Consider the following 19,465-nt stretch of genomic DNA (forward strand, 5'->3'; position numbering starts at 1 on the left):
CGAAAGGCCGCTGACTGAGTGGCGGGATACACCGGCAACGCGGTATGCTATACCTTATTACAATGACAAAAGCCTGTTGCGGGACTCTTATGCCTGAACGCCGACTCTATTTTCGTATCGACGACTATCTGGACCTGGAGTACCTGGCCGTCGATGAAGACACGCTCCGGCACACGCCGGCCGAGAACCTTTTCCCCGGCGCAGCGGCGCTCAAGACCTACGCGGAGCTGAAAAAGATTGACAGCGAGTCGAGCCAGCTGTTCTATCAGATCAAGGACCGCGATCGGCAGATTGCCGATTATCTCTACCTGCTCAACCGGAAAATCGACCTGCTCGCCCAGCAACTGATCAGCGAACCCAGGCTGCACGGGACTCACGCCACCGATCAGCGACGGGTCAATATCAGTGAAGGCGGATTGGCTTTCAGTAACCGGGAACCATTGGAACTCGGCCAGCCCCTTGCCCTGAACCTGACCTTCCTTCCCACCTACGTTGGGCTGGCCATCTACGCCAGGGTCGCGCGGTGTGAACCACTTCGCACCGGCGGCTACGAAATTGCGGCAGAATTCGAAGCGCTGACTGACCCACAACAACACCTTCTCAGCCAACAGATCATGCGCGCCCAGATGGCGGAAAAACGCCGCCTGCAGGATATCGACCCCGACGATAAGGGCAACCTCTACTCCAAAGGAGCTTCTTCATGACGACGTTTCGATCTTATACCTTGCTCGCCCTGAGCCTATCCCTCGGGCTTGGACTTTCAACCGCTGCAAGCGCCGACCGGGTGGAGATTCCGGTAGGCCAACAGGGAGGAGCCGAGAAAGCGGGAGAAGTGCCCACCAATGGCATGACCCAGGCCCGGGTGGAGTCGCGTTTTGGTGCGCCTCAGGAACGCCGTTCGGCCGTGGGCGACCCACCGATCTCCAGTTGGGTGTACGAGGACTACGTGGTCTATTTTGAGCACGACAGGGTGTTGCGCACCGTACTGAAGCACCGCCCCCGGGCGGAAGCGGCGCCCTCACGCACTAACGGCGGTTGATACGGTTGATACCATCCAGCGCCGCCAGACGATAGGCCTCCGCCATGGTGGGGTAATTGAAGGTGGTATCCAGGAAGAACTGGATGGTATTACCCGCCCCACTCTGACTCATGATGGCCTGACCGATGTGGACAATCTCGGCGGCCTCAGCACCAAAGCAGTGGACCCCCAGTATTTCCAGACTGTCGACGTGGAACAGTATTTTCAGCATCCCGACGTCTTCACCACTGATCTGCCCGCGGGCGGTATTCTTGAATAACGCCCGACCCACTTCGTAAGGCACCTTGGCGGCCGTCAACTCCGTTTCGGTTTTACCGATAGAGCTGATTTCGGGCAGCGTGTAAATACCGGTGGGGACATTGGTGACCGGCTTGCAGGGCTCCCCGGTAATTACCGCGGCGACCGCCCTGCCCTGATCAAACGATGCACTGGCCAGGCTTGGCCAGCCGATGACATCGCCGACCGCAAAAATGTTATCGACCGAGGTGCGATAGTCCTGTGACACTTTGAGATTACCCCGGTAATCCACATCCAGCCCGGTCGCTTCCAGATTCAGTTTATCGGTATTGCCACTTCGCCCATTACACCAGAGAATCGCATCGGCCTTGAGTCGCTTGCCGGATTTCAGGCGCAGCGTGACACTGTGATCGTCGGCGTCAATGGACTCGTATTCTTCACTGTGACGCACCGTCACATCGCTGTCGCGCAAGTGATAACTGAGCGCGTCGGAAATCTCGTCATCAAGAAATGACAACAGTCGATCACGATTGTTGATCAGGTCAACTTTCACCCCGAGACCGGAAAAAATGGACGCGTATTCACAACCGATAACACCCGCACCATAAATAATCATATGACGCGGGGTATGCTGCATCTCCAGAATGGTATCGCTGTCGTACACCCTGGGATGATTGAAATCCACATCGGCGGGCCGATACGGGCGCGAGCCGGTCGCGATGATAATTGATTCGGCCGTAATGGTTTCCTGAGCGCCATCGCCCAAATCAACGCTGACCGTATTCGCATCCACAAACGACGCCAGCCCCGTGTGCAGAGTCACCCGGTTGCGAATGTAGAACTCGGTATGCAACTCGACCTGCTTGGGAATCACCTTGGAGGCCGCCGCCAACACTCGGGGATAGGACAACCAGCGAGTATCCCCCATCTCCCGGAACAGGCTGACGCTGTTGTAGCGAATCAACTGCTTGACGGCGTGTCTGAGGGATTTGGACGGAATCGTACCTTTGTGGGCGCAGTTGCCGCCCACATGAGCCCGACTTTCAATTACGGCAACCCGCAAATTGGATTTTGCCGCCGACATGGCAGCGCTTTCACCCGCTGGTCCGGAACCGATTACCAGCACATCGTAGGTGTGATCAGCCACTAGGGTTATTCTCCTGATTGGGTTTTGGAGGACGTCGCTCTCTCTTTACCCTCTGATGCCACCGTCTGGCTGGCATCGTACGCCAAATCGTCGACGGGCAGGCCCGCCTGCTGACGCTCATTGATTTCTTTACATTTGTCTTCGTCGTTACCACACAGGTCGCAGACGTAATCTTTCTCGCCCAGCGCCGCTCCCACGCCACCACAGGAGCCTTTGAGCGGCTGTCGGCCAAACAGTACGCCGATGGACATTCCCACCACCACCAGAAGCATGACCAACAGCGAAACCAGAACCATACCCATAACTTACCTCACTTGCCCGACGGGCCGCTTACCACAGACCCGCCAGTGCGTTAAAACTCAGCGCCAGGGATCAAACGCGCTGGAGTAGTCATCGTCAAAACCGTCATCGGTTTTGACAATCATGTACACCGGGAGTTTTTCCCGTTCCGCCAGCGCCATGCCCTCGTCGGGCCCGAGCACATTCAGGGCAGTGGCCCAGGCATCGGCCTCGGCCGCCGTAGGCGCCAAAACGGTCACCGACGCCAGGCGGTGCCTGATAGGACGACCGGTTCGAGGGTCAATCGTGTGAGAGTAGCGAACGCCACCCCGTTCAAAATAATTTCGATAGTCACCGGACGTCGCCATGGCAATATCCGTCAGGGCCAGAGCCTGCCGGCCTTGTCCCTGAATCAACGTAGGCTGCTCCACACCTATCCGCCAGGCATCGCCCCTCGGGCTCTGCCCGCTCAGTCGAACCTCACCGCCAATCTCAACCAGAAAGTGTTCATAGCCCTGATTCTCAAGCCAGCGAGCAATATGATCCACCCCGTAACCTTTGGCTACCGCCGACAGGTCAAGACGAATGTCACTTTGCCGGCGAGCCCGTCGTCCATCGAGAGACAGCTGCTGGTAGCCGATAGTGGAGCGAACCCGATCAACCTCTTCATCGGTGGGCACCTGCTCAGGCTCCGCCCTCGGGCCGAACCCCCAAAGATCCACCAGTGGCCCGACGGTGATATCGAATGCGCCGCCACTGCGCTCACTGATCGACTGGCTGATGGTCAGCACCTCGGCGAGGGGCGCTGAGAGCGTCTGCCAGCGATCAATCCCGGAGCGATTGAACTGCATCAGTTCCGAGTCGTCAATGTAGGTGGACATCTGCTGATTGATCCGCGCCAGTTCGGCATCCAGCCCCGTCTGCAGCGCCTCAACATCAAGCTCCAGGGGCTTACCCGCTTCCGCCACCAGGGTTACGTTATAGGTCGTCCCCATGGTCGAGCCCGAAAAACGGTGAAAGTCCCGCTCCGTTCCTGCTTCACAACCCGCCAGCAGTAAACCAAAAAACAAAAACGAGGCCAGCAGTACCGGCCCCGTTTTTATTGTTGTGAGAACCTTGAACAAATCGTGTCCTCTATTAACCGCCGAAGTCATCCAGCATGATGTTCTCATCTTCAACGCCCAGATCCTTGAGCAGCTTGATGACGGCCGCGTTCATCATCGGTGGTCCACACATGTAGTACTCACAGTCTTCCGGTGCCGGATGGTCCTTCAGATACATGTCGTACAGTACGTTGTGAATAAAACCGGTCGGCCCTTCCCAATTGTCTTCCGGCTGAGGATCGGACAATGCCACATGCCACTCGAAGTTCTCGTTCTCTTCCTGAAGCTGATCATACTCCTCGTGGTAGAACATCTCACGCAGCGAGCGCGCGCCATACCAGAAGGTGATCTTGCGATCGGTTTTGATTCGACGCAGTTGGTCGAAAATATGCGAGCGCATGGGCGCCATGCCGGCACCACCGCCGATAAACACCATTTCCGCATCGGTATCTTTGGCAAAGAACTCACCAAAGGGCCCGTATACGGTGATGGTATCACCCGGCTTCAGGCTGAATACATAGGAGGACATGATGCCCGGCGGAATATCCTTGGAACCCGGAGGCGGCGTCGCGATACGGATATTGAATTTCACAATACCCTTCTCTTCCGGATAGTTCGCCATGGAATAGGCACGCATCACTGGCTCATCGACCTTGGATTCCAGCTCAAAGAAGCCGAAGCGCTCCCAGTCACCACGGAATTTCTCCTCAATGTCAAAGTCCTTGAACTTGACATGGTGCGGCGGGCACTCCAACTGAACGTAACCGCCGGCACGGAAATCAACGTTCTCGCCTTCCGGCAGCTTCAGTGTCAGCTCTTTGATGAAGGTCGCCACATTCGGGTTTGCCTCAACAGTGCACTCCCACTGCTTCACGCCAAACACATCTTCCGGCACTTCGATGACCATGTCTTCTTTGACCGGTGTCTGGCACGACAGACGCCAACCCTCACGGGCTTCACGCTTGGTGAAATGACCTTCTTCCGTGGGCAGCATGGCACCACCGCCCTGCTCTACCACACACTTGCACTGCGCGCAGGTGCCACCGCCACCACAGGCGGACGGCAGGAACAGGCCCGCATTGGCCAGGCTCTGCAGCAGCTTGCCGCCGGCGGGAACCTGGATCTTCTTCTCGTGATTGATCTCGATGGTTACGTCGCCACTGCTCACCAGTTTGGCGCGGGCGCTCAGGATGATTACCACCAACGCCGCAACGATGACGGTAAACATGACCACGCCCAATATAATTTCCAAATTCATCTAGCCTACCTCGCTGGTTACAGGTCGATGCCGCCGAAAGACATAAAGCCCAGGGACATGAGACCGACAGTAATGAAGGTAATGCCCAGGCCTCGCAGGCCCGCCGGCACATCGCTGTACTTCATCTTCTCGCGAATACCCGCCAGAGCGGTAATCGCCAGGGCCCAACCGACGCCGGAACCGGCACCGAAGGCAACACTCTCGGCAAAATTGTAGTCGCGCTCCACCATGAACAGCGAACTACCCAGAATGGCGCAGTTCACGGTAATCAGTGGCAGAAACACACCCAGAGCGTTGTACAGCGCGGGCACGAATTTATCCAGCACCATTTCCAGAATCTGAACCAGCGCGGCAATCACACCGATGTAGGTAATCAGGCCGAGGAAGCTCAGGTTGACGTTGGGCAGGCCGGCCCAGGCCAGGGCCCCATCAGCCAGTACGTAGGTATAGAGCAGATTGTTCACCGGAACGGTAATCACCTGCACCACAATAACAGCGATACCCAGGCCAAAGGCGGCACTGATCTTCTTGGAGATGGCCAGGAAGGTACACATCCCCAGGAAGAACGCCAGCGCCATGTTTTCAATGAAAACGGTCCGTACAAAAATACTCAGTAACTGTTCCACAATCAGGCCTCCTGCGGCTTGGTGTTAGGCGCCATCTTGAACTCTTCTTCTTCGACCTGCTCCGGTTTCCAGGCACGGATGGCCCAGATGAAGAAGCCGATCAGGAAGAAGGCGCTCGGCGGCAACAGCAACAGACCGTTTGGCACGTACCAGCCACCCTCGGTCACCGGAGTCAGCAGGGTGACGCCAAACAGACTACCGGAGCCGAACAGCTCCCGGATAAACGCCAGGCCCAACAGGATCACACTGTAACCCAGGCCATTACCCACCCCATCGATAAAGCTCGGCAGTGGCGGATTCTTCATGGCGAAGGCTTCGGCACGGCCCATAACAATACAGTTGGTGATGATCAGGCCCACGAACACGGACAATTGCTTGCTGATGTCATACGCCACGGCCTTCAGTACCTGGTCGACCAGAATCACCAGTGAGGCGATGATGGTCATCTGCACAATGATCCGGATACTGCCCGGAATGTGATTGCGCACCATGGAGACAAACAGGTTGGCGAACGCGGTTACCGCGGTCAGGGCGATACACATCACCACCGTCACGCTCAGGCTGTTGGTAACGGCCAGAGCAGAACAGATACCCAGAATCTGCAGCGCAATCGGGTTGTTGTCAAAAATTGGTTCAATCAGAAGTTGCTTGAGCTTCTTCATGGCTTAGGCCTCCCCTTCGCGCAAGTTCTTCAAAAACGGCTTGAAGCCCATATCACCGAGCCAGAACTCGACCAGATTATCCACACCCTTGCTGGTCAGAGTCGCGCCTGACAAGCCATCCACCTTGTATTGAGCATTGGGGTCAGACGCATCGACGCTGCCTTTGATGACTGACAACTGTACATTGCCGTCTTCACCATAGACTTTTTTGCCTTCCCACTGCGACTTCCAGTTCGGATTGTCCACTTCTCCCCCCAAACCGGGTGTTTCCGCGTGTTCATAGAAGCCGAGGCCGGCAACGGTATTCCCGTCGGCCTCCAGGGCCATGAAGCCATAGAGCGTGGACCAGAGGCCATAACCGCGGACCGGCAATACCAGCGTCTGTAGCTCGCCACCCGGACCTTCCACCAGGAAAACTTCCGCATAACGCTCACGCCGTGAGATACCCGCGATATCCTCGTCACCGCTCAGGTTCATGGAGCGACTGGGATCCTTGGCGGCTTTCCACTGATCGTAGCTCGCCGGATCCACCTCATCAGTGAACTTGCCGGTTTCCAGGTCCACGACGCGGGTCTGAACCCGCTGCTCGAAAATCTCCTCAACACTGCCTTCGCCATCAAGCAAACCGGCAGCAGCAAGGATATTGCTTTTGAAATCCAGTTCCTGGTTGGTCTGCTGCATCGGGCGCAACAGCACAGCGGCTGTCGACACTACGACGGAACAGACAATACACAACAGCAGGGTAACTGTGATTGTCTTTTTGATCGTATCGTTATTAGCCACGTGCCAACCTCCGCTTGATATTCGCCTGTACAACAAAGTGGTCAATCAGGGGCGCGAACAGATTGGCAAACAGAATCGCCAACATCATGCCCTCGGGGAAAGCGGGGTTAACCACGCGAATAATCACGACCATAAAACCGATCAAAGCACCGAACCACCACTTACCAAGATCCGTCATGGCCGCCGAGACAGGGTCAGTAGCCATAAAGATCATCCCGAATGCAAAACCGCCCAGGACCATATGCCAGTACCAGGGCAAAGCAAACATTGGGTTGGTATCGGAGCCAATCAGGTTGAGTAAAACCGTAGTCGCGATCATGCCCAACATAACGCCGGCGACAATACGCCAGGAGGCAATGCCCATGATCAGCAGTACCGCACCACCGATAAAAATGGCCAAAGTGGACACTTCACCGATTGAGCCGTGCATATTCCCCAGGAATGCGTCCAACCAGGTCATTGATTGAGTCAACCCATTCAGGCCTTCCTGGTAGGCCACTGACAGGGCAGTCGCGCCAGAATAGCCATCGACCGCGGTCCATACTGCGTCGCCAGACATTTCCGCCGGGTAGGCAAAGAACATGAAAGCGCGACCGGTGAGTGCAGGGTTGAGGAAGTTCTTGCCAGTGCCACCGAAAACTTCTTTTCCCACGACCACGCCAAAGCTGATACCCAATGCAGCTTGCCACAGTGGCACATCGGGCGGGCAGATCAAAGCAAACAGCACGGAGGTGACAAAGAAACCTTCGTTGACTTCATGACCACGTACAGTCGCAAACAACACTTCCCAGAAGCCACCGACCACAAACACCACGAAATAAATCGGAATGAAGTACGCCGCACCGTGCCAGAAGGAGGCCCAGATGCTGCTCGCATCATAACCGCCCATCATTTCAATGAAGGAACCACGCCAGCCCTCAACGGACGCTATGCCCATATCGGCCATGATGGTGTTGGCCTGAAAGCCCATGTTGTACATGCCGTAGAACATGGCCGGGAAGGTACACAGCCACACCGTGATCATGATGCGCTTGAGATCGATACCATCGCGCACATGAGCCGTGGTTTTGGTGACGCTGGAGGGCCGATAGAAGATGGTGTCCACCGCTTCGTACAGGGAATACCATTTTTCGAGTTTGCCGCCCTTGTGGAAGCTGGGCTCGATCTTGTCGAGATAGTTGCGCAGAGCTTTCATACCTTAGCCCTCCTTCTCAATAGTGGTGAGATTGTCACGCAGGATCGGGCCGTATTCGTATTTGCCCGGGCACACGAACGTGCACAGAGCCAAATCTTCCTCGTCCAGCTCCAGACAACCCAGTTGTTGAGCGGTCTCGGTATCGCCGACAATCAGGGAGCGAAGCAGTTGCGTCGGCAGAATGTCGAGCGGCATCACGCGTTCATAAGCACCTACCGGCACCATGGCGCGCTCGCTACCACTGGTGGTGGTCGTGAAGTTGAATTTCTTGCCTTTGAACAGCTTGGAAATGTAGATACCCATGACAGAGAAGGCATTGAACCCGGCGCGCAGGTAGTGCAGCATCGGACGGTCATTGCCCTCTTCAAGTACCGACACCTGCTGGTGATAGCGGCCGAGGTACGAAACCGGACCACGGGCATTACGTCCACCAAACACCGAACCGGAGATCAGGCGGTTTTCAGCGGGTTTGAGTTCCCCGGCGGTCAACTCCTCGAGGTTGGCACCCAACCGGGTGCGCAGCAGGCGGGGCTTCTCGACCTGTGGACCACCCAGGGCCACCACGCGGCGGGTATCCAGCTTGCCGCTGGTAAACAGGGTGCCAATGGCAATCACGTCCTGATAGTTGACGGTCCAGACCAGCTTTTTGTCACTGACCGGATCGAGGTAATGAATGTGGGTGCCCGCATTGCCGGCCGGGTGCACACCACCGAACGCTTCGGTGACAAAACGCTCACCTGTGGCGACGGGGATATCGGCACCCGCGGCTTTACAGACAAACACCTTGCCCTCGGTCATCCGGCTCAGCACCACCAGCCCCTGCTTGAAGGCCTCGGCCTGCTCGGCGATGATCAGCTCCGGGTTGGCCGCCAGCGGATTGGTGTCAATGGCAGTCACGAAGATGGAGTTGGGCTTGCTGTCCAGGGCCGGCACCTTGCTGAACGGGCGGGTCCGCAGTGCGGTCCACAAACCGGACTCGTTCAACAGGGCGCGGGCGTCCTCATCGGACACCTGAGCCGGATCCGTGCCTTTATAGGCCTCAAACGTCTCGGCGTCGTCGCCTTCGACATCGATCACGACGGACTGCAGCACACGGCGTTCGCCACGATTGATGGCCGCCACAGTGCCGGAGGCAGGCGCCGTGTAGCGCACACCTTCCGTCTTTTTATCGGTAAACAGTAACTGACCGAGCTTGACCTTGTCCCCCACCTGGACCGCCATGGTCGGTTTCATACCGTGGTAATCGAAACCGATGACAGCCACAGAGCGGATTTTTGGACCCTCGCTGATGGCCTGCTCGGGCGCACCGGATATAGGTAAATCCAATCCCCGACGGATCTTTATCATACGTCTCTGCCTAATCACTCGTTGGATAAACTGACCTGACGGGAACTGGCCCGTCGGGTCGGTGTCGTATTGCCGGACTGCCAGCCTGCGCTTCGCACACCCAACCCCAGCGGCCCGACGTAAACTGGGTTGCGTTATTCAATATGTGCGGATATATAGTTGTTAGAAGCGCATGTTCGGGGTGCCTGGGCAGGTACAGACCCGCCATCCCTCTATAAGCACCATTGCTATGAGATTTCTCCGCCTCAACACCCATTGCGGAGTCGATTTGGGCAGAATTTCCACCCTCACCCTTGGAAAAATCGCCGCAATTATAAAGATCACAGCGCCGAAAGGCCAGTCCGTTGGCGGGTTTTTTGCAGCCACCGAGGAGTACCCACAGCGGTGGTAGCGCCATCATTACGGTTGCCAAACACAATCTCATCAGGTCGGGTACAATGGCGCCTTTTTTCCGCAGTCGTCAAACCATGAGTGAACAGAACCCGCTGAATCCGCCCATTGCAAACCGCTCCGGCGACCGCCAGACCTGGGGGCAACTCCACGGTGCGGCCCAGGCACTCGCGCTGGCGAATGCGGCCCGATCCCACGAGGGCCTGAGCCTCGTCATCGCGCCAGACACCAGTACCGCTCAGCGCCTGGAGAGCGAGCTTCGTTACTTCGCGGGCGACACCCTGCCGGTGCTCCACCTGGCGGACTGGGAGACCCTGCCTTACGACACCATATCACCCCACCAGGACATCATCTCGGAGCGACTGCGGACTCTCTACCGCCTGCCGGCGACCCGCCAGGGAATTCTGGTGGTACCGGTCACCAGCGCCCTGCAACGCTTGATGCCCCAGAGCTACCTGCTGGGCAACAGTCTGCTGCTCGAACCCGGCGAACGCCTCGACCTGCAAGCGCTGCGCCAGCGCCTGGAGAAGGCCGGCTACCACTGTGTGGACACCGTGTACGAACACGGGGAATTCGCTGTGCGCGGCGCGCTGATCGACCTGTTCCCCATGGGCAGTGACTTCCCCTATCGGATCGACCTGTTCGATGACGAGGTGGAAACCCTGCGCCGGTTCGACCCGGAAACCCAGATGACCGTCGAACAGGTCGACCGCATCGAGCTGTTGCCGGCCAGGGAGTTCCCTCTGGATAAAAACGGTATCAATCGCTTTCGGGATCACTGGCATGCCCGTTTTGATGTTGATCATCGGGCCTGCCCTGTCTACCAGGACGTCTGTAGCGGCATTGCACCGCCGGGCATTGAGTATTATCTGCCGCTCTTTTTCGAGCAATCGAGTCACCTGTTCGAGTACTTGCCGGAGAACACCCGGATCTTTGCCCTCGGGGAACTCGAGTCGGCCGCCAATCGCTTCTGGAGTGAGCTGCAAAACCGCTACGAAAGCCGGAAAGTCGACCCCCAGCGCCCCATCATGCCACCGAGGGATATCTATCTGGGAGTGGATGAACTGTTCGGCCTGATCAAACCGATGGCCCGCACCTTCGTCCAGACGGCCCCCGTGGAGCCTGGCGCCGGCCGCATCAACTTTGCGACCCAGGCACCGCCCACACTGCCGGTCAATCATCAGGCCGACAACCCCATGGCGGCCGTGGAAGCATTCCTGATGGAGTTCGACGGCCGGGTTCTGTTCTGCGCCGACTCCGCCGGTCGCCGTGAAACGCTGCTCGAGCTGCTGGGCCGCATCCGGGTTCACCCGACGATTGTCGACAGCTGGGACGCGTTTACCCTTGATGACACTCGCCTGGCACTCTGTGTCGCACCGCTCGACCAGGGTCTGCTCCTGCGAGACCCCAGACTGGTAGTCATTGCCGAATCCCAACTGTTCGGCGACCGGGTTCAGCAACAGCGCCGGCGTCGTCAGGCGCAGGACAACAGCGACCTGATCGTCAAGAACCTGACCGAACTCAAACCCGGCGCTCCGGTGGTACACATTGACCATGGCGTGGGCCGCTATCGGGGCCTGGAAACCCTGGAAGTAGACAGCCAGTCGACGGAGTTCCTGACCCTGGAGTACGCCGAGGGTGCCAAGCTCTATGTACCGGTAACCAACCTGCACCTGATCAGCCGGTTCAGTGGCGCGGACGAGGAATTGGCCCCGCTGCATCGGTTGGGCAGTGAACAATGGCAGAAAGCGAAACGTAAAGCGGCCGAGCAAGTCCGCGATGCGGCCGCCGAGCTGCTGGACATCTACGCTCGCCGCGCAGCCCGCAAAGGCTTTGCCTTTCAGGACCCCCAGGCCGCCTACGAAAGTTTTGCCGCCGCCTTCCCCTTTGAGGAAACCCCGGACCAGCAGCGCGCCATCGAAGCGGTGGTGCAGGACATGCTCTCCCCACAGCCCATGGATCGCCTGGTCTGCGGCGATGTCGGCTTTGGCAAGACTGAGGTGGCCATGCGCGCCGCCTTCATCGCCAGCTACAGCGGCAAACAGGTGGCATTGCTGGCACCGACCACCCTGCTCGCCCAACAACATTTTGAGTCCCTGAAAGACCGTTTTGCCGATTGGCCCATCACCATCGAAGTGCTCTCGCGTTTTCGCACCACCAAAGAGGTCAACGAGGTCCTCAAGCGGGTGGAAGCCGGCACAGTGGATATTATCGTGGGCACCCACAAGTTACTTCAGGGCGATATACGCTACAAGAATCTCGGGCTGCTCATCATTGATGAAGAACACCGTTTCGGTGTCCGTCAGAAGGAAAAACTCAAGGCGCTGCGGGCGGAGATTGACATCCTTACCTTGACCGCGACGCCCATTCCCAGAACGCTCAACCTGTCCATGTCCGGCATCCGGGACCTGTCCATTATCGCCACGCCGCCGGCGCGACGCCTGTCGGTCAAAACCTTTGTCCGCACCCAGGACGACGCCATCATCAAAGAGGCCATTCTGCGGGAAATCCTGCGCGGCGGGCAGGTGTACTACCTGTATAACGAAGTCAAGAATATTGAACGGATTGCCCGGGAGCTGGGCGAAATGATTCCCGGGGCGCGGGTGGGCATCGGTCACGGTCAGATGCGTGAGCGCGACCTGGAACGGGTCATGTCGGACTTTTACCACAAGCGGTTCAACGTCATGGTATGCACTACCATCATTGAAACCGGAATTGACGTACCCAGCGCCAATACCATCATCATCCACCGCGCCGACAAGTTCGGACTGGCCCAGCTACATCAGTTGCGCGGTCGCGTGGGACGCTCCCACCACCAGGCATACGCCTATCTGCTGACACCGGAGAAACGTGCCATGACTGCGGATGCCCTCAAGCGGCTGGATGCTATCGCGGCCGCTCACGATCTGGGGGCGGGCTTCACGCTCGCCACTCACGATATGGAAATCCGCGGTGCCGGCGAACTGCTCGGCGAAGAGCAGAGCGGCCAGATCCAGACCGTCGGTTTCTCGCTGTACATGGACATGCTGGATCGCGCCATCAAGGCGATCCGGGCCGGCAAGGCGCCGGACATCGAGCAACCTCTGGACTCGGGCATTGATGTCAACCTGCGCATCCCGGCCCTGATTCCCGCAGACTACTTGCCGGACGTACACACACGTCTGGTGCTCTACAAGCGACTGGCCAACGCGGAATCCGATGAAGCCCTGCGCGAACTTCAGGTGGAAATGATCGACCGATTCGGGCTGCTGCCCGACGCCACCAAGAACCTGTTTGCGGTCACCGCCCTGAAGTTACGGGCGGAAAGGCTCGGTATCGCCAAACTGGAAGCTGGCGACCGGGCCGGTCGCCTGGAATTTTCCGAACAAACCGAGGTCGATCCACTGACCATTGTGCAATTGGTGCAAAGTGACCCACAAACCTACCAATTGGCAGGGGCCAATCATTTAAAATTCGTCCGAAATATGGAAAATGGCGAAACACGACTGAACGCTGTTTCAGAACTGCTGGATAAACTGACGCCCGGAAACCGCTCATGACCCATGCTTTGCGCACGTCCCGCTCCTCGTTCGTCCTGGCCACCCTTCTCGGTCTGGTCGCCTGCACCGCAATAGCGTCGGCGGTGGCCGACGAGTCCGCCGACTGGTACCAGGTGGAAATGATCGTCTTCGAGCGCACCAGTGGAGCCGACAGCATCGAACAGTGGCCGCGCAACATCCAATTGCGCTACCCGCTTAACTGGGTGACCCTGCAGACCCCGAACGTCGATCAGGAAGAGACTGGCGAAGCGTCGACGACCCGCCCCTCCTGGGACAACGGCCTCGCCGCTCTCGATAAACCGGCACCGGTCGATCCCGCTCGGGACCCCTTTCTGCCGCTGCCGGAGGCCATGCGCTCCATGGACCGGTTCGCCAACGCGATGGACCGGTCCGGTCAATATCGGGTCCTGTTTCACGAAGCCTGGCGACAGCCCGTTACCGAACTGGAAGACAGCCCCGCCCTGCTGATCCAGGGAGGCGACTCCTTTGATAACCACACCGAACTGGAAGGCAGTATCACCCTGAGCGTGTCGCGCTACCTCCACCTCCATACCCGGCTGTGGTTCACCGAGTTCGAGCCCAATTACGGTCAACCGCCTGGCGCCTGGCCGGAGCTGCCCCGCCGTCCGGATGCACCTCAACCAGACACCGCCGGTCGCGACGGGGCCGCCCCGCTCTGGGCCGATGAATGGCAAAGTCCGACCGGTAATGCCTGGGACATGAGCCTTAACACCACCTCAAGCCTGCCCGACTTTCTCGAAGAGGACTATCTGCCTCGCCGGATAGTGACCCTCAATCAGCAACGGCGCATGCGCAGCGAAGAGCTGCATTATCTGGACCATCCCATCATCGGATTGCTGATTCGGGTGACGCCCTATGAGCGTCCCGATGAAGAAGCCACCGAAAGCGGGGAGTAAGCGGATTAGAGACGGAAAGGAATAACCGGGAGGCGCACCGCCTTCACCGGGTCGATTGGAAAACACCCGCCCGCTACCGGCGACGGGTGACCGCACAGGTGTCAGGCAACGGCGACAACGTCGTCGGCCTGGAGCCCTTTATCACCCTCGAGCAGCTCAAACTCCACGCTCTGTCCTTCCGACAGGGAGCGGTAGCCTTCACCTCGGATGTTGCGGTAGTGCACGAAAATATCGTCACTGTCTTCGCCACAGGTGATAAACCCGTAGCCTCTGGCGTTGTTGAACCATTTGACGGTTCCTGACGCTCGCTCAGCCATAGTGATACCCCATTATTCTTATCAAAAGTCCTGACGTCTTTCACCCGGTCACCCGGGCCTAACGGCGTCCGTTTTGACGGACGCCCACGTTTTAAGCCATATGGCTCCGATTGTCCAGTCTTGGGTGTGGATTTTGCGACACTCTTAGCATTTTTGGTTATATGGACAATAAGAGAACGGCACCACTGACAAGCTCTCAGTCTCCGTTACAGGACACGGGGACTGCAAATATTCCCGGGGCATTACGCCAAAGCCCCTGATAGTCCATACCAAACCCGAACACAAAACGATCAGGCACGGTCAACCCGACAAAGTCGGCTTCAATCGCCGGGGGCTCAGACAAACATTTCTGCACCATTGCCACGGTGTGAACGGAATGCGCTCGCTGCGCCCTGCACGTGTCCACAAGCGCCTCTAGCGTCAGACCCCGGTCGAGGATATCGTCGACAATCAGGACCCGCCTGCCCGCCAGCGGGGTCGCCGGGCGGTGCAGCCAACTCAGCTGGTCGCCTCCTGCCATCCGATGCCCGTAGCGACTGGCGTGCACATAATCGGTTTCCAGAGGCATCGACAGACGCGGCAACAGATGCCCGGCCGTGACCAGCCCGCCATGCATCACGGTCAACACCAGCAGCGGCTCGGGCCCGGTGAGTGCCTCTTCCATCTCCCGGGCGAGACGGTCAAGCGCACACTCCAGCTCGTTCAGGGAATATAGGCGCTCCGCCCCAACAGGCCAACGTGAATCAGTCACCGTCGCCACCGGATGGCTCACCATCGATCTCGGGGCCATAAGAGGTATCACCGGCTGAGCGGTTGGTCGGCGCACTCTGCTTCCCTGACACCTTCCCGACCGACGATGCCTCGCTCTGGGCCCCGGCGGCGCCAGCGCCTTCGCTTCCGGACAGGCGGACCGGCTCAGGCACATGCAGGGTGGACGTCGGGTAAGCGATCTCCGCGCCGTACCCAGTGATGATATCGGCAATTTTCAGCATGATATCCTGCTTGATCTCGTGAAATTCCACCCAGTTGACGGTCTTGGTGAACGTGTAGACGAAGAAGTCCAGAGAACTCGCCGCGAAGGTATTGAAGTTGACGATCAGCGTCTGGGTGTCTGTTTCGATGCGTTCATCGTCCAGCAACATCTGCCGGACGTCCGCCACAATGGCACCCATTTTGTCGACATCGTCGTAGCGAATACCGATGGTCTCGAGGATCCGCCGATTCTCCATGCGCGACGGGTTTTCCACGGAAATCTGGGTGAAAGTCGCGTTGGGCACATACAGGGGCCGGCGGTCAAAGGTTCGAATACGCGTCTGGCGCCAACCGATGTTTTCCACCACCCCTTCAATTTCCTTGTCCGGTGACCGCACCCAATCACCCACCGCAAACGGTCGATCCATATAGATCGTCAGGCCACCAAAGAAGTTCGCGAGGAGGTCTTTCGCCGCGAAACCCACGGCGATCCCCCCCACACCACCAAAGGCCAGCACGCCGGAGATACTGTACCCGAGGGCCTGCAGCAGCCCCAGCCCCGCGGTAATGACCACGGAGGCCCGCAGCAACTTGCTGACCGCCCCCACCGTGGTCGGGTCGCCCGGCTCACCCACCCTGGGGTTCAGAAACTCCTGTTCACCCAGTTTGATAAAACGCACCAGGAACCAGGTGACCAGCAGTACGATCCCCACCTGACGGATGGTTTCAACCGCTCCCATCAGCTCGATGTCCGCGCCCTGATGGGTCAGATAGCTCGCCCAACTGATACCCAGCAGCCAAATAATACCCTTCAGTGGCGGCCGAACCGACCGGAACGCCATCATCAGCCAGATTGCGTTCCCCTTGTCCGCCTTTCGCTCCAGTCGTTTGACCACATAGCTGACAACCATGGCCAGGACCAGAGTGGCCATGACCACACCGAACGCGTGCACGATCCACAGCTGATCCCGATCAGCCAGATCGGTCAAGAATGTCTTAATCGGTTCCCACAATTCCATGGCAATCACTCAATCAGGTTTAGACAAAGTTTTTATGTAAAACCCTGCCGATAGATTCATTTCGACTCAGCGGAGTATACCCACGCCGGTCCAAAAGCCAAAACTTCAAGGAAAATTAGGCAATTACCGCAACCGCTGCAAGAGCCCTCCCGGATTGGGCGCCAGCGCTCATCCTCACGATGGCCGGAGGGCCTTGCGAGGTAGCGGAACAGCCGTGGTAAGGTAACTTAACGCCGTGCGACTGCGCACGACGGATCCGGTTTTCATCCACACGAAGGGGAGAAGTGAACCATGGGCTTTCAGTCTCCAAGCATTGGCAGCTGGTACTTCGATCGTGAGGACCAGCAAGTCTTTGAAGTGGTCGCCCTGGATGAGCAACAAGGCACCATTGAAGTGCAGTATCTCGATGGGGCTATCGGTGAATTTGATCTGGAAACCTGGCCGCAATTGCCACTGGTACCGGCCGCCGCCCCCGAGGACTCCGAAGCCGCCTACGAACTCAGCCAGGAAGACCGCTGGAACGACGATGAGGTTATGGTCCCGGATTCCTGGAACAACCCCCTGAATGACATTGAGCCCGACCTGTTCCCCGGCTACGACGACTGATCCCCAGCCCCCCCTCGCGCGTCCGACCCTACTTTTATCACCTGTGCTTGCATACAGGTGATAACTGTATATAATCACAATATCTGTATAAAAACCCAGACCACAGCGGTCACCAACGGAGCTCGCCATGTACAACTTGACCCCTCGCCAGGAAAAGGTGCTGCAGTTGATCAAGAATTACGCGGAAGAAACCGGCTATCCGCCGACCCGCGCCGAGATTGCCCGTATTCTGGGATACAAATCGGCCAATGCGGCGGAGGAACACATCAAGGCCCTGGCCCGTAAAGGCGCCATTGAGGTCATCCCCGGTGCCTCCCGTGGCATCAAACTGGTCGAACCCCAGCAGGGGCTGCCGCTGGTTGGACGTGTCGCGGCCGGCAGTCCGATTCTCGCCCAGGAGCACATCGAAGACTACTGCCAACTGCCCCACAGTTTTTTCACGCCCCAGGCCGACTACCTCCTGCGGGTTCACGGCATGAGTATGAAAGACGCCGGCATTCTGGATGGCGATCTCCTGGCGGTACACCGCACTCAACAGGTCCGCAACGGCCAGATTGTGGTGGCGCGTATCGGCGATGAGGTGACGGTGAAACGGTTCAAACGGGTCGGCAATCGCGCCCAGGTGGAACTCTGGCCCGAAAACCCGGATTTTGATGTTATTGAAGTGGACCTGCGCGACCAGGAGTTCACTATTGAAGGTCTCAGTGTAGGAGTCATTCGCCGTGATTAACGCCCCCGTTCAGTCAGCCGCACCGGTACCCGCAGGCGGTATCACCGAGCTGGTGCTGACCCACAACGCGCCCGAACAGACCCAACTGCTACTGCCCATGGTAGCGCACTTGAGCCGAACCGTGAGCGATCGCTGGTTGACCTGGATCAGCCCCGGCCCGGTGGATCGGCGGTTGCTCGAGCGTTACGGCGTGGACGTCCGGGGCATCCGCCTGATTCACGCGCCGGAGACGGAAGACAACCGCTGGATACTGTGGGAGGCGCTTGCCAGAGGTAACAGCCACACGGTCATCGCCAGCCCCGGAGCCTTGAGCGACCGTGAACTCAGACAGCTCGAGTCCGCTGCGCGGCAGGGACAGTGTCAGGCCTTGCTGTTGCGGGTTCGATAACGGGCAAGCAAAACTGCGCCGCTCCAGGGCAGGAGCGACTCGAACGCCCCTCCCAGGAGGGCGAGATCAAAGGTCAGTGATAGACCGGCTTTTCCTCGGTATCGGCAAACTCACCCAGAAAATCCTCCACACCGTCTTCGGCGATCTCACTGGCCGCTTCCATACCCGCCTCGATCATGGCTTTGGCCACATCCAGTTTGCCCTCGCGCATGTAGGAAAGAGAGTCGGCGGAGAACCGGATGCTGACCAGGGGTTCGCCATTTTCATCGGCCCGCTGCAGAACCACGTCGCCATTGGCCAGCTCTACGATTTCATACAGGGATGATGACATAACGACTCCGCCTTCTTCGGTGATTACTGAGGGCCAGTTTACCACAGGCTGTCGGCTCTGGGCGCCCTCAGTACTCGGCGCTGGTTTCGCGTTGCCGCTCCACCAGTTGATTGAATGCCTCAAACCACTGAGCCATTCGACGGTGGGTAATTTTCCCGGGGGCCCCCTCAGGCGCTTCCAGGTCCAGCACCTCGATACGGGCCACAGGAGCCGCACCGGAAGCGGCCCAACAGGCGTCATAGGCCTCCTGAAGGGCATGCAGCCAACTGTCCGGATCCTGACGCAGACTGAGCAGCTCCCGGGCTTCTGAAGGGTTCTTGCCAAAGCGCTCCAGGGCCTCCAGCAAGTCCCGTTCAGTGCTGATCCGGGTCACGTCCGGAACCGCGTAGCTTTCCGCCAACTCCCTCAGATAGTGCCGATAAGCACAGAGCAGATGAAACGCCGCCGCGTCGAGCAACGCCTGCTGGCGCAGGCGCTCATTGGCGTTGCCTGGCTCGCCGTCGTTGACGAGCTGCTTGAGCAGCGCACGACAGTAGGCCACTTTCTGGTTAACCCGTGTCAGACTCGTTCCGGCCATTAA

21 protein-coding genes are annotated in these 19,465 nt (G+C 58.3%); 7 read left to right on the forward strand and 14 right to left on the reverse strand.

Translation table 11 applies throughout. The features are described from left to right. The first annotated feature begins 89 nt into the window (after positions 1-89). Positions 90-704 (forward strand): PilZ domain-containing protein, encoded by a 615-nt coding sequence (locus OOT55_RS05810; protein WP_265368186.1) that lies wholly within the window; start codon positions 90-92, stop codon positions 702-704. Further along, positions 701-1,039: a hypothetical protein gene (locus OOT55_RS05815; RefSeq protein WP_265368187.1), complete on the forward strand. Its 339-nt coding sequence runs from the start codon at positions 701-703 to the stop codon at positions 1,037-1,039. Before OOT55_RS05810 ends, OOT55_RS05815 begins: the two co-directional genes overlap by 4 nt. On the opposite strand, the gene sthA is transcribed toward OOT55_RS05815, so the two are convergent. The 9 genes from sthA to OOT55_RS05860 are packed head-to-tail and all read right to left on the reverse strand — an operon-like array spanning position 1,026 to position 9,676. Beyond that, positions 1,026-2,423, reverse strand: a complete 1,398-nt coding sequence (gene sthA, locus OOT55_RS05820) for a Si-specific NAD(P)(+) transhydrogenase (protein ID WP_265368188.1) — start codon at positions 2,421-2,423, stop codon at positions 1,026-1,028. The genes OOT55_RS05815 and sthA overlap by 14 nt on opposite strands. A gap of 5 nt (positions 2,424-2,428) precedes the next feature. Beyond that, positions 2,429-2,725, reverse strand: a complete 297-nt coding sequence (gene nqrM, locus OOT55_RS05825) for a (Na+)-NQR maturation NqrM (RefSeq protein WP_265368189.1) — start codon at positions 2,723-2,725, stop codon at positions 2,429-2,431. A gap of 57 nt (positions 2,726-2,782) precedes the next feature. Beyond that, positions 2,783-3,826 (reverse strand): FAD:protein FMN transferase, encoded by a 1,044-nt coding sequence (locus OOT55_RS05830; RefSeq protein ID WP_265368190.1) that lies wholly within the window; start codon positions 3,824-3,826, stop codon positions 2,783-2,785. Between the two features lie 13 nt (positions 3,827-3,839). Further along, the gene (gene nqrF / locus OOT55_RS05835) at positions 3,840-5,063 is read right to left on the reverse strand and encodes an NADH:ubiquinone reductase (Na(+)-transporting) subunit F (protein ID WP_265368191.1); all 1,224 of its coding nucleotides are present in this window, start codon (positions 5,061-5,063) and stop codon (positions 3,840-3,842) included. A 17-nt stretch (positions 5,064-5,080) separates the two neighbouring features. Beyond that, positions 5,081-5,689 (reverse strand): NADH:ubiquinone reductase (Na(+)-transporting) subunit E, encoded by a 609-nt coding sequence (gene nqrE / locus OOT55_RS05840; protein WP_265368192.1) that lies wholly within the window; start codon positions 5,687-5,689, stop codon positions 5,081-5,083. A 2-nt stretch (positions 5,690-5,691) separates the two neighbouring features. Beyond that, a complete protein-coding gene (locus tag OOT55_RS05845; protein ID WP_123637490.1) occupies positions 5,692-6,351 on the reverse strand; it encodes an NADH:ubiquinone reductase (Na(+)-transporting) subunit D in 660 nt (219 codons plus the stop codon). 3 nt (positions 6,352-6,354) lie between these two features. After that, on the reverse strand, positions 6,355-7,134 hold the full coding sequence (locus OOT55_RS05850; RefSeq protein ID WP_265368193.1) for a Na(+)-translocating NADH-quinone reductase subunit C: 780 nt from the start codon (positions 7,132-7,134) through the stop codon (positions 6,355-6,357). Beyond that, positions 7,127-8,329, reverse strand: a complete 1,203-nt coding sequence (locus tag OOT55_RS05855; protein WP_265368194.1) for an NADH:ubiquinone reductase (Na(+)-transporting) subunit B — start codon at positions 8,327-8,329, stop codon at positions 7,127-7,129. Before OOT55_RS05855 ends, OOT55_RS05850 begins: the two co-directional genes overlap by 8 nt. 3 nt (positions 8,330-8,332) lie before the next feature. Beyond that, positions 8,333-9,676 carry a Na(+)-translocating NADH-quinone reductase subunit A gene (locus OOT55_RS05860; RefSeq protein WP_265368195.1) on the reverse strand — a complete coding sequence of 448 codons (1,344 nt, stop codon included), beginning with the start codon at positions 9,674-9,676 and terminating at the stop codon, positions 8,333-8,335. Between the two features lie 467 nt (positions 9,677-10,143). Here OOT55_RS05860 and mfd point away from each other — a divergent pair, with 467 nt between their 5' ends. Beyond that, entirely contained in the window at positions 10,144-13,605 is a 3,462-nt protein-coding gene (mfd, locus tag OOT55_RS05865) for a transcription-repair coupling factor (protein ID WP_265368196.1), read from the forward strand. Beyond that, entirely contained in the window at positions 13,602-14,522 is a 921-nt protein-coding gene (locus OOT55_RS05870) for a CsiV family protein (RefSeq protein WP_265368197.1), read from the forward strand. The genes mfd and OOT55_RS05870 overlap by 4 nt, the downstream gene beginning before the upstream one ends. Before the next feature lie 101 nt (positions 14,523-14,623). Here the strand turns inward: OOT55_RS05870 and OOT55_RS05875 are convergent, their stop codons facing one another. The 3 genes from OOT55_RS05875 to OOT55_RS05885 all read right to left on the reverse strand — a co-directional run bounded on the left by OOT55_RS05875 (position 14,624) and on the right by OOT55_RS05885 (position 16,830). Beyond that, positions 14,624-14,839 (reverse strand): cold-shock protein, encoded by a 216-nt coding sequence (locus OOT55_RS05875; protein ID WP_024460332.1) that lies wholly within the window; start codon positions 14,837-14,839, stop codon positions 14,624-14,626. Between the two features lie 196 nt (positions 14,840-15,035). Then, positions 15,036-15,590 (reverse strand): hypoxanthine-guanine phosphoribosyltransferase, encoded by a 555-nt coding sequence (locus OOT55_RS05880; RefSeq protein WP_265368198.1) that lies wholly within the window; start codon positions 15,588-15,590, stop codon positions 15,036-15,038. Continuing rightward, on the reverse strand, positions 15,583-16,830 hold the full coding sequence (locus OOT55_RS05885) for a mechanosensitive ion channel family protein (RefSeq protein ID WP_265368199.1): 1,248 nt from the start codon (positions 16,828-16,830) through the stop codon (positions 15,583-15,585). The genes OOT55_RS05880 and OOT55_RS05885 overlap by 8 nt, the downstream gene beginning before the upstream one ends. Positions 16,831-17,121: 291 nt before the next feature. Between OOT55_RS05885 and OOT55_RS05890 the strand changes: the two genes are divergently transcribed. The 3 genes from OOT55_RS05890 to OOT55_RS05900 all read left to right on the forward strand — a co-directional run bounded on the left by OOT55_RS05890 (position 17,122) and on the right by OOT55_RS05900 (position 18,554). Continuing rightward, on the forward strand, positions 17,122-17,436 hold the full coding sequence (locus OOT55_RS05890; RefSeq protein ID WP_265368200.1) for a DUF6763 family protein: 315 nt from the start codon (positions 17,122-17,124) through the stop codon (positions 17,434-17,436). A 127-nt stretch (positions 17,437-17,563) separates the two neighbouring features. Further along, on the forward strand, positions 17,564-18,166 hold the full coding sequence (lexA, locus tag OOT55_RS05895) for a transcriptional repressor LexA (RefSeq protein ID WP_265368201.1): 603 nt from the start codon (positions 17,564-17,566) through the stop codon (positions 18,164-18,166). Continuing rightward, positions 18,159-18,554, forward strand: a complete 396-nt coding sequence (locus tag OOT55_RS05900; protein ID WP_265368202.1) for a cell division inhibitor SulA — start codon at positions 18,159-18,161, stop codon at positions 18,552-18,554. The genes lexA and OOT55_RS05900 overlap by 8 nt, the downstream gene beginning before the upstream one ends. 73 nt (positions 18,555-18,627) lie before the next feature. On the opposite strand, the gene OOT55_RS05905 is transcribed toward OOT55_RS05900, so the two are convergent. Both OOT55_RS05905 and OOT55_RS05910 read right to left on the reverse strand, forming a co-directional pair. Continuing rightward, positions 18,628-18,885, reverse strand: a complete 258-nt coding sequence (locus OOT55_RS05905; protein WP_024460338.1) for a hypothetical protein — start codon at positions 18,883-18,885, stop codon at positions 18,628-18,630. A 67-nt stretch (positions 18,886-18,952) separates the two neighbouring features. Continuing rightward, positions 18,953-19,462: a DUF6586 family protein gene (locus tag OOT55_RS05910; protein WP_265368203.1), complete on the reverse strand. Its 510-nt coding sequence runs from the start codon at positions 19,460-19,462 to the stop codon at positions 18,953-18,955. Between the last annotated feature and the right edge of the window lie 3 nt (positions 19,463-19,465).

The organism is Marinimicrobium sp. C6131, from assembly GCF_026153455.1.
In the GTDB taxonomy this organism is placed as follows: Bacteria; Pseudomonadota; Gammaproteobacteria; order Pseudomonadales; family Cellvibrionaceae; genus Marinimicrobium.

Excerpts from the sequence above, each read along its gene's own strand:
- OOT55_RS05810 (WP_265368186.1), top strand. The coding sequence starts at position 90 with ATGCCTGAACGCCGACTCTATTTTCGTATCGACGACTATCTGGACCTG.
- OOT55_RS05815 (WP_265368187.1), top strand. The coding sequence starts at position 701 with ATGACGACGTTTCGATCTTATACCTTGCTCGCCCTGAGCCTATCCCTC.
- nqrM (WP_265368189.1), bottom strand. The coding sequence starts at position 2,725 with ATGGGTATGGTTCTGGTTTCGCTGTTGGTCATGCTTCTGGTGGTGGTG.
- nqrF (WP_265368191.1), bottom strand. The coding sequence starts at position 5,063 with ATGAATTTGGAAATTATATTGGGCGTGGTCATGTTTACCGTCATCGTT.
- OOT55_RS05845 (WP_123637490.1), bottom strand. The coding sequence starts at position 6,351 with ATGAAGAAGCTCAAGCAACTTCTGATTGAACCAATTTTTGACAACAAC.
- OOT55_RS05855 (WP_265368194.1), bottom strand. The coding sequence starts at position 8,329 with ATGAAAGCTCTGCGCAACTATCTCGACAAGATCGAGCCCAGCTTCCAC.
- OOT55_RS05860 (WP_265368195.1), bottom strand. The coding sequence starts at position 9,676 with ATGATAAAGATCCGTCGGGGATTGGATTTACCTATATCCGGTGCGCCC.
- mfd (WP_265368196.1), top strand. The coding sequence starts at position 10,144 with ATGAGTGAACAGAACCCGCTGAATCCGCCCATTGCAAACCGCTCCGGC.
- OOT55_RS05870 (WP_265368197.1), top strand. The coding sequence starts at position 13,602 with ATGACCCATGCTTTGCGCACGTCCCGCTCCTCGTTCGTCCTGGCCACC.
- OOT55_RS05875 (WP_024460332.1), bottom strand. The coding sequence starts at position 14,839 with ATGGCTGAGCGAGCGTCAGGAACCGTCAAATGGTTCAACAACGCCAGA.
- OOT55_RS05885 (WP_265368199.1), bottom strand. The coding sequence starts at position 16,830 with ATGGAATTGTGGGAACCGATTAAGACATTCTTGACCGATCTGGCTGAT.
- OOT55_RS05890 (WP_265368200.1), top strand. The coding sequence starts at position 17,122 with ATGGGCTTTCAGTCTCCAAGCATTGGCAGCTGGTACTTCGATCGTGAG.
- lexA (WP_265368201.1), top strand. The coding sequence starts at position 17,564 with ATGTACAACTTGACCCCTCGCCAGGAAAAGGTGCTGCAGTTGATCAAG.
- OOT55_RS05905 (WP_024460338.1), bottom strand. The coding sequence starts at position 18,885 with ATGTCATCATCCCTGTATGAAATCGTAGAGCTGGCCAATGGCGACGTG.
- OOT55_RS05910 (WP_265368203.1), bottom strand. The coding sequence starts at position 19,462 with ATGGCCGGAACGAGTCTGACACGGGTTAACCAGAAAGTGGCCTACTGT.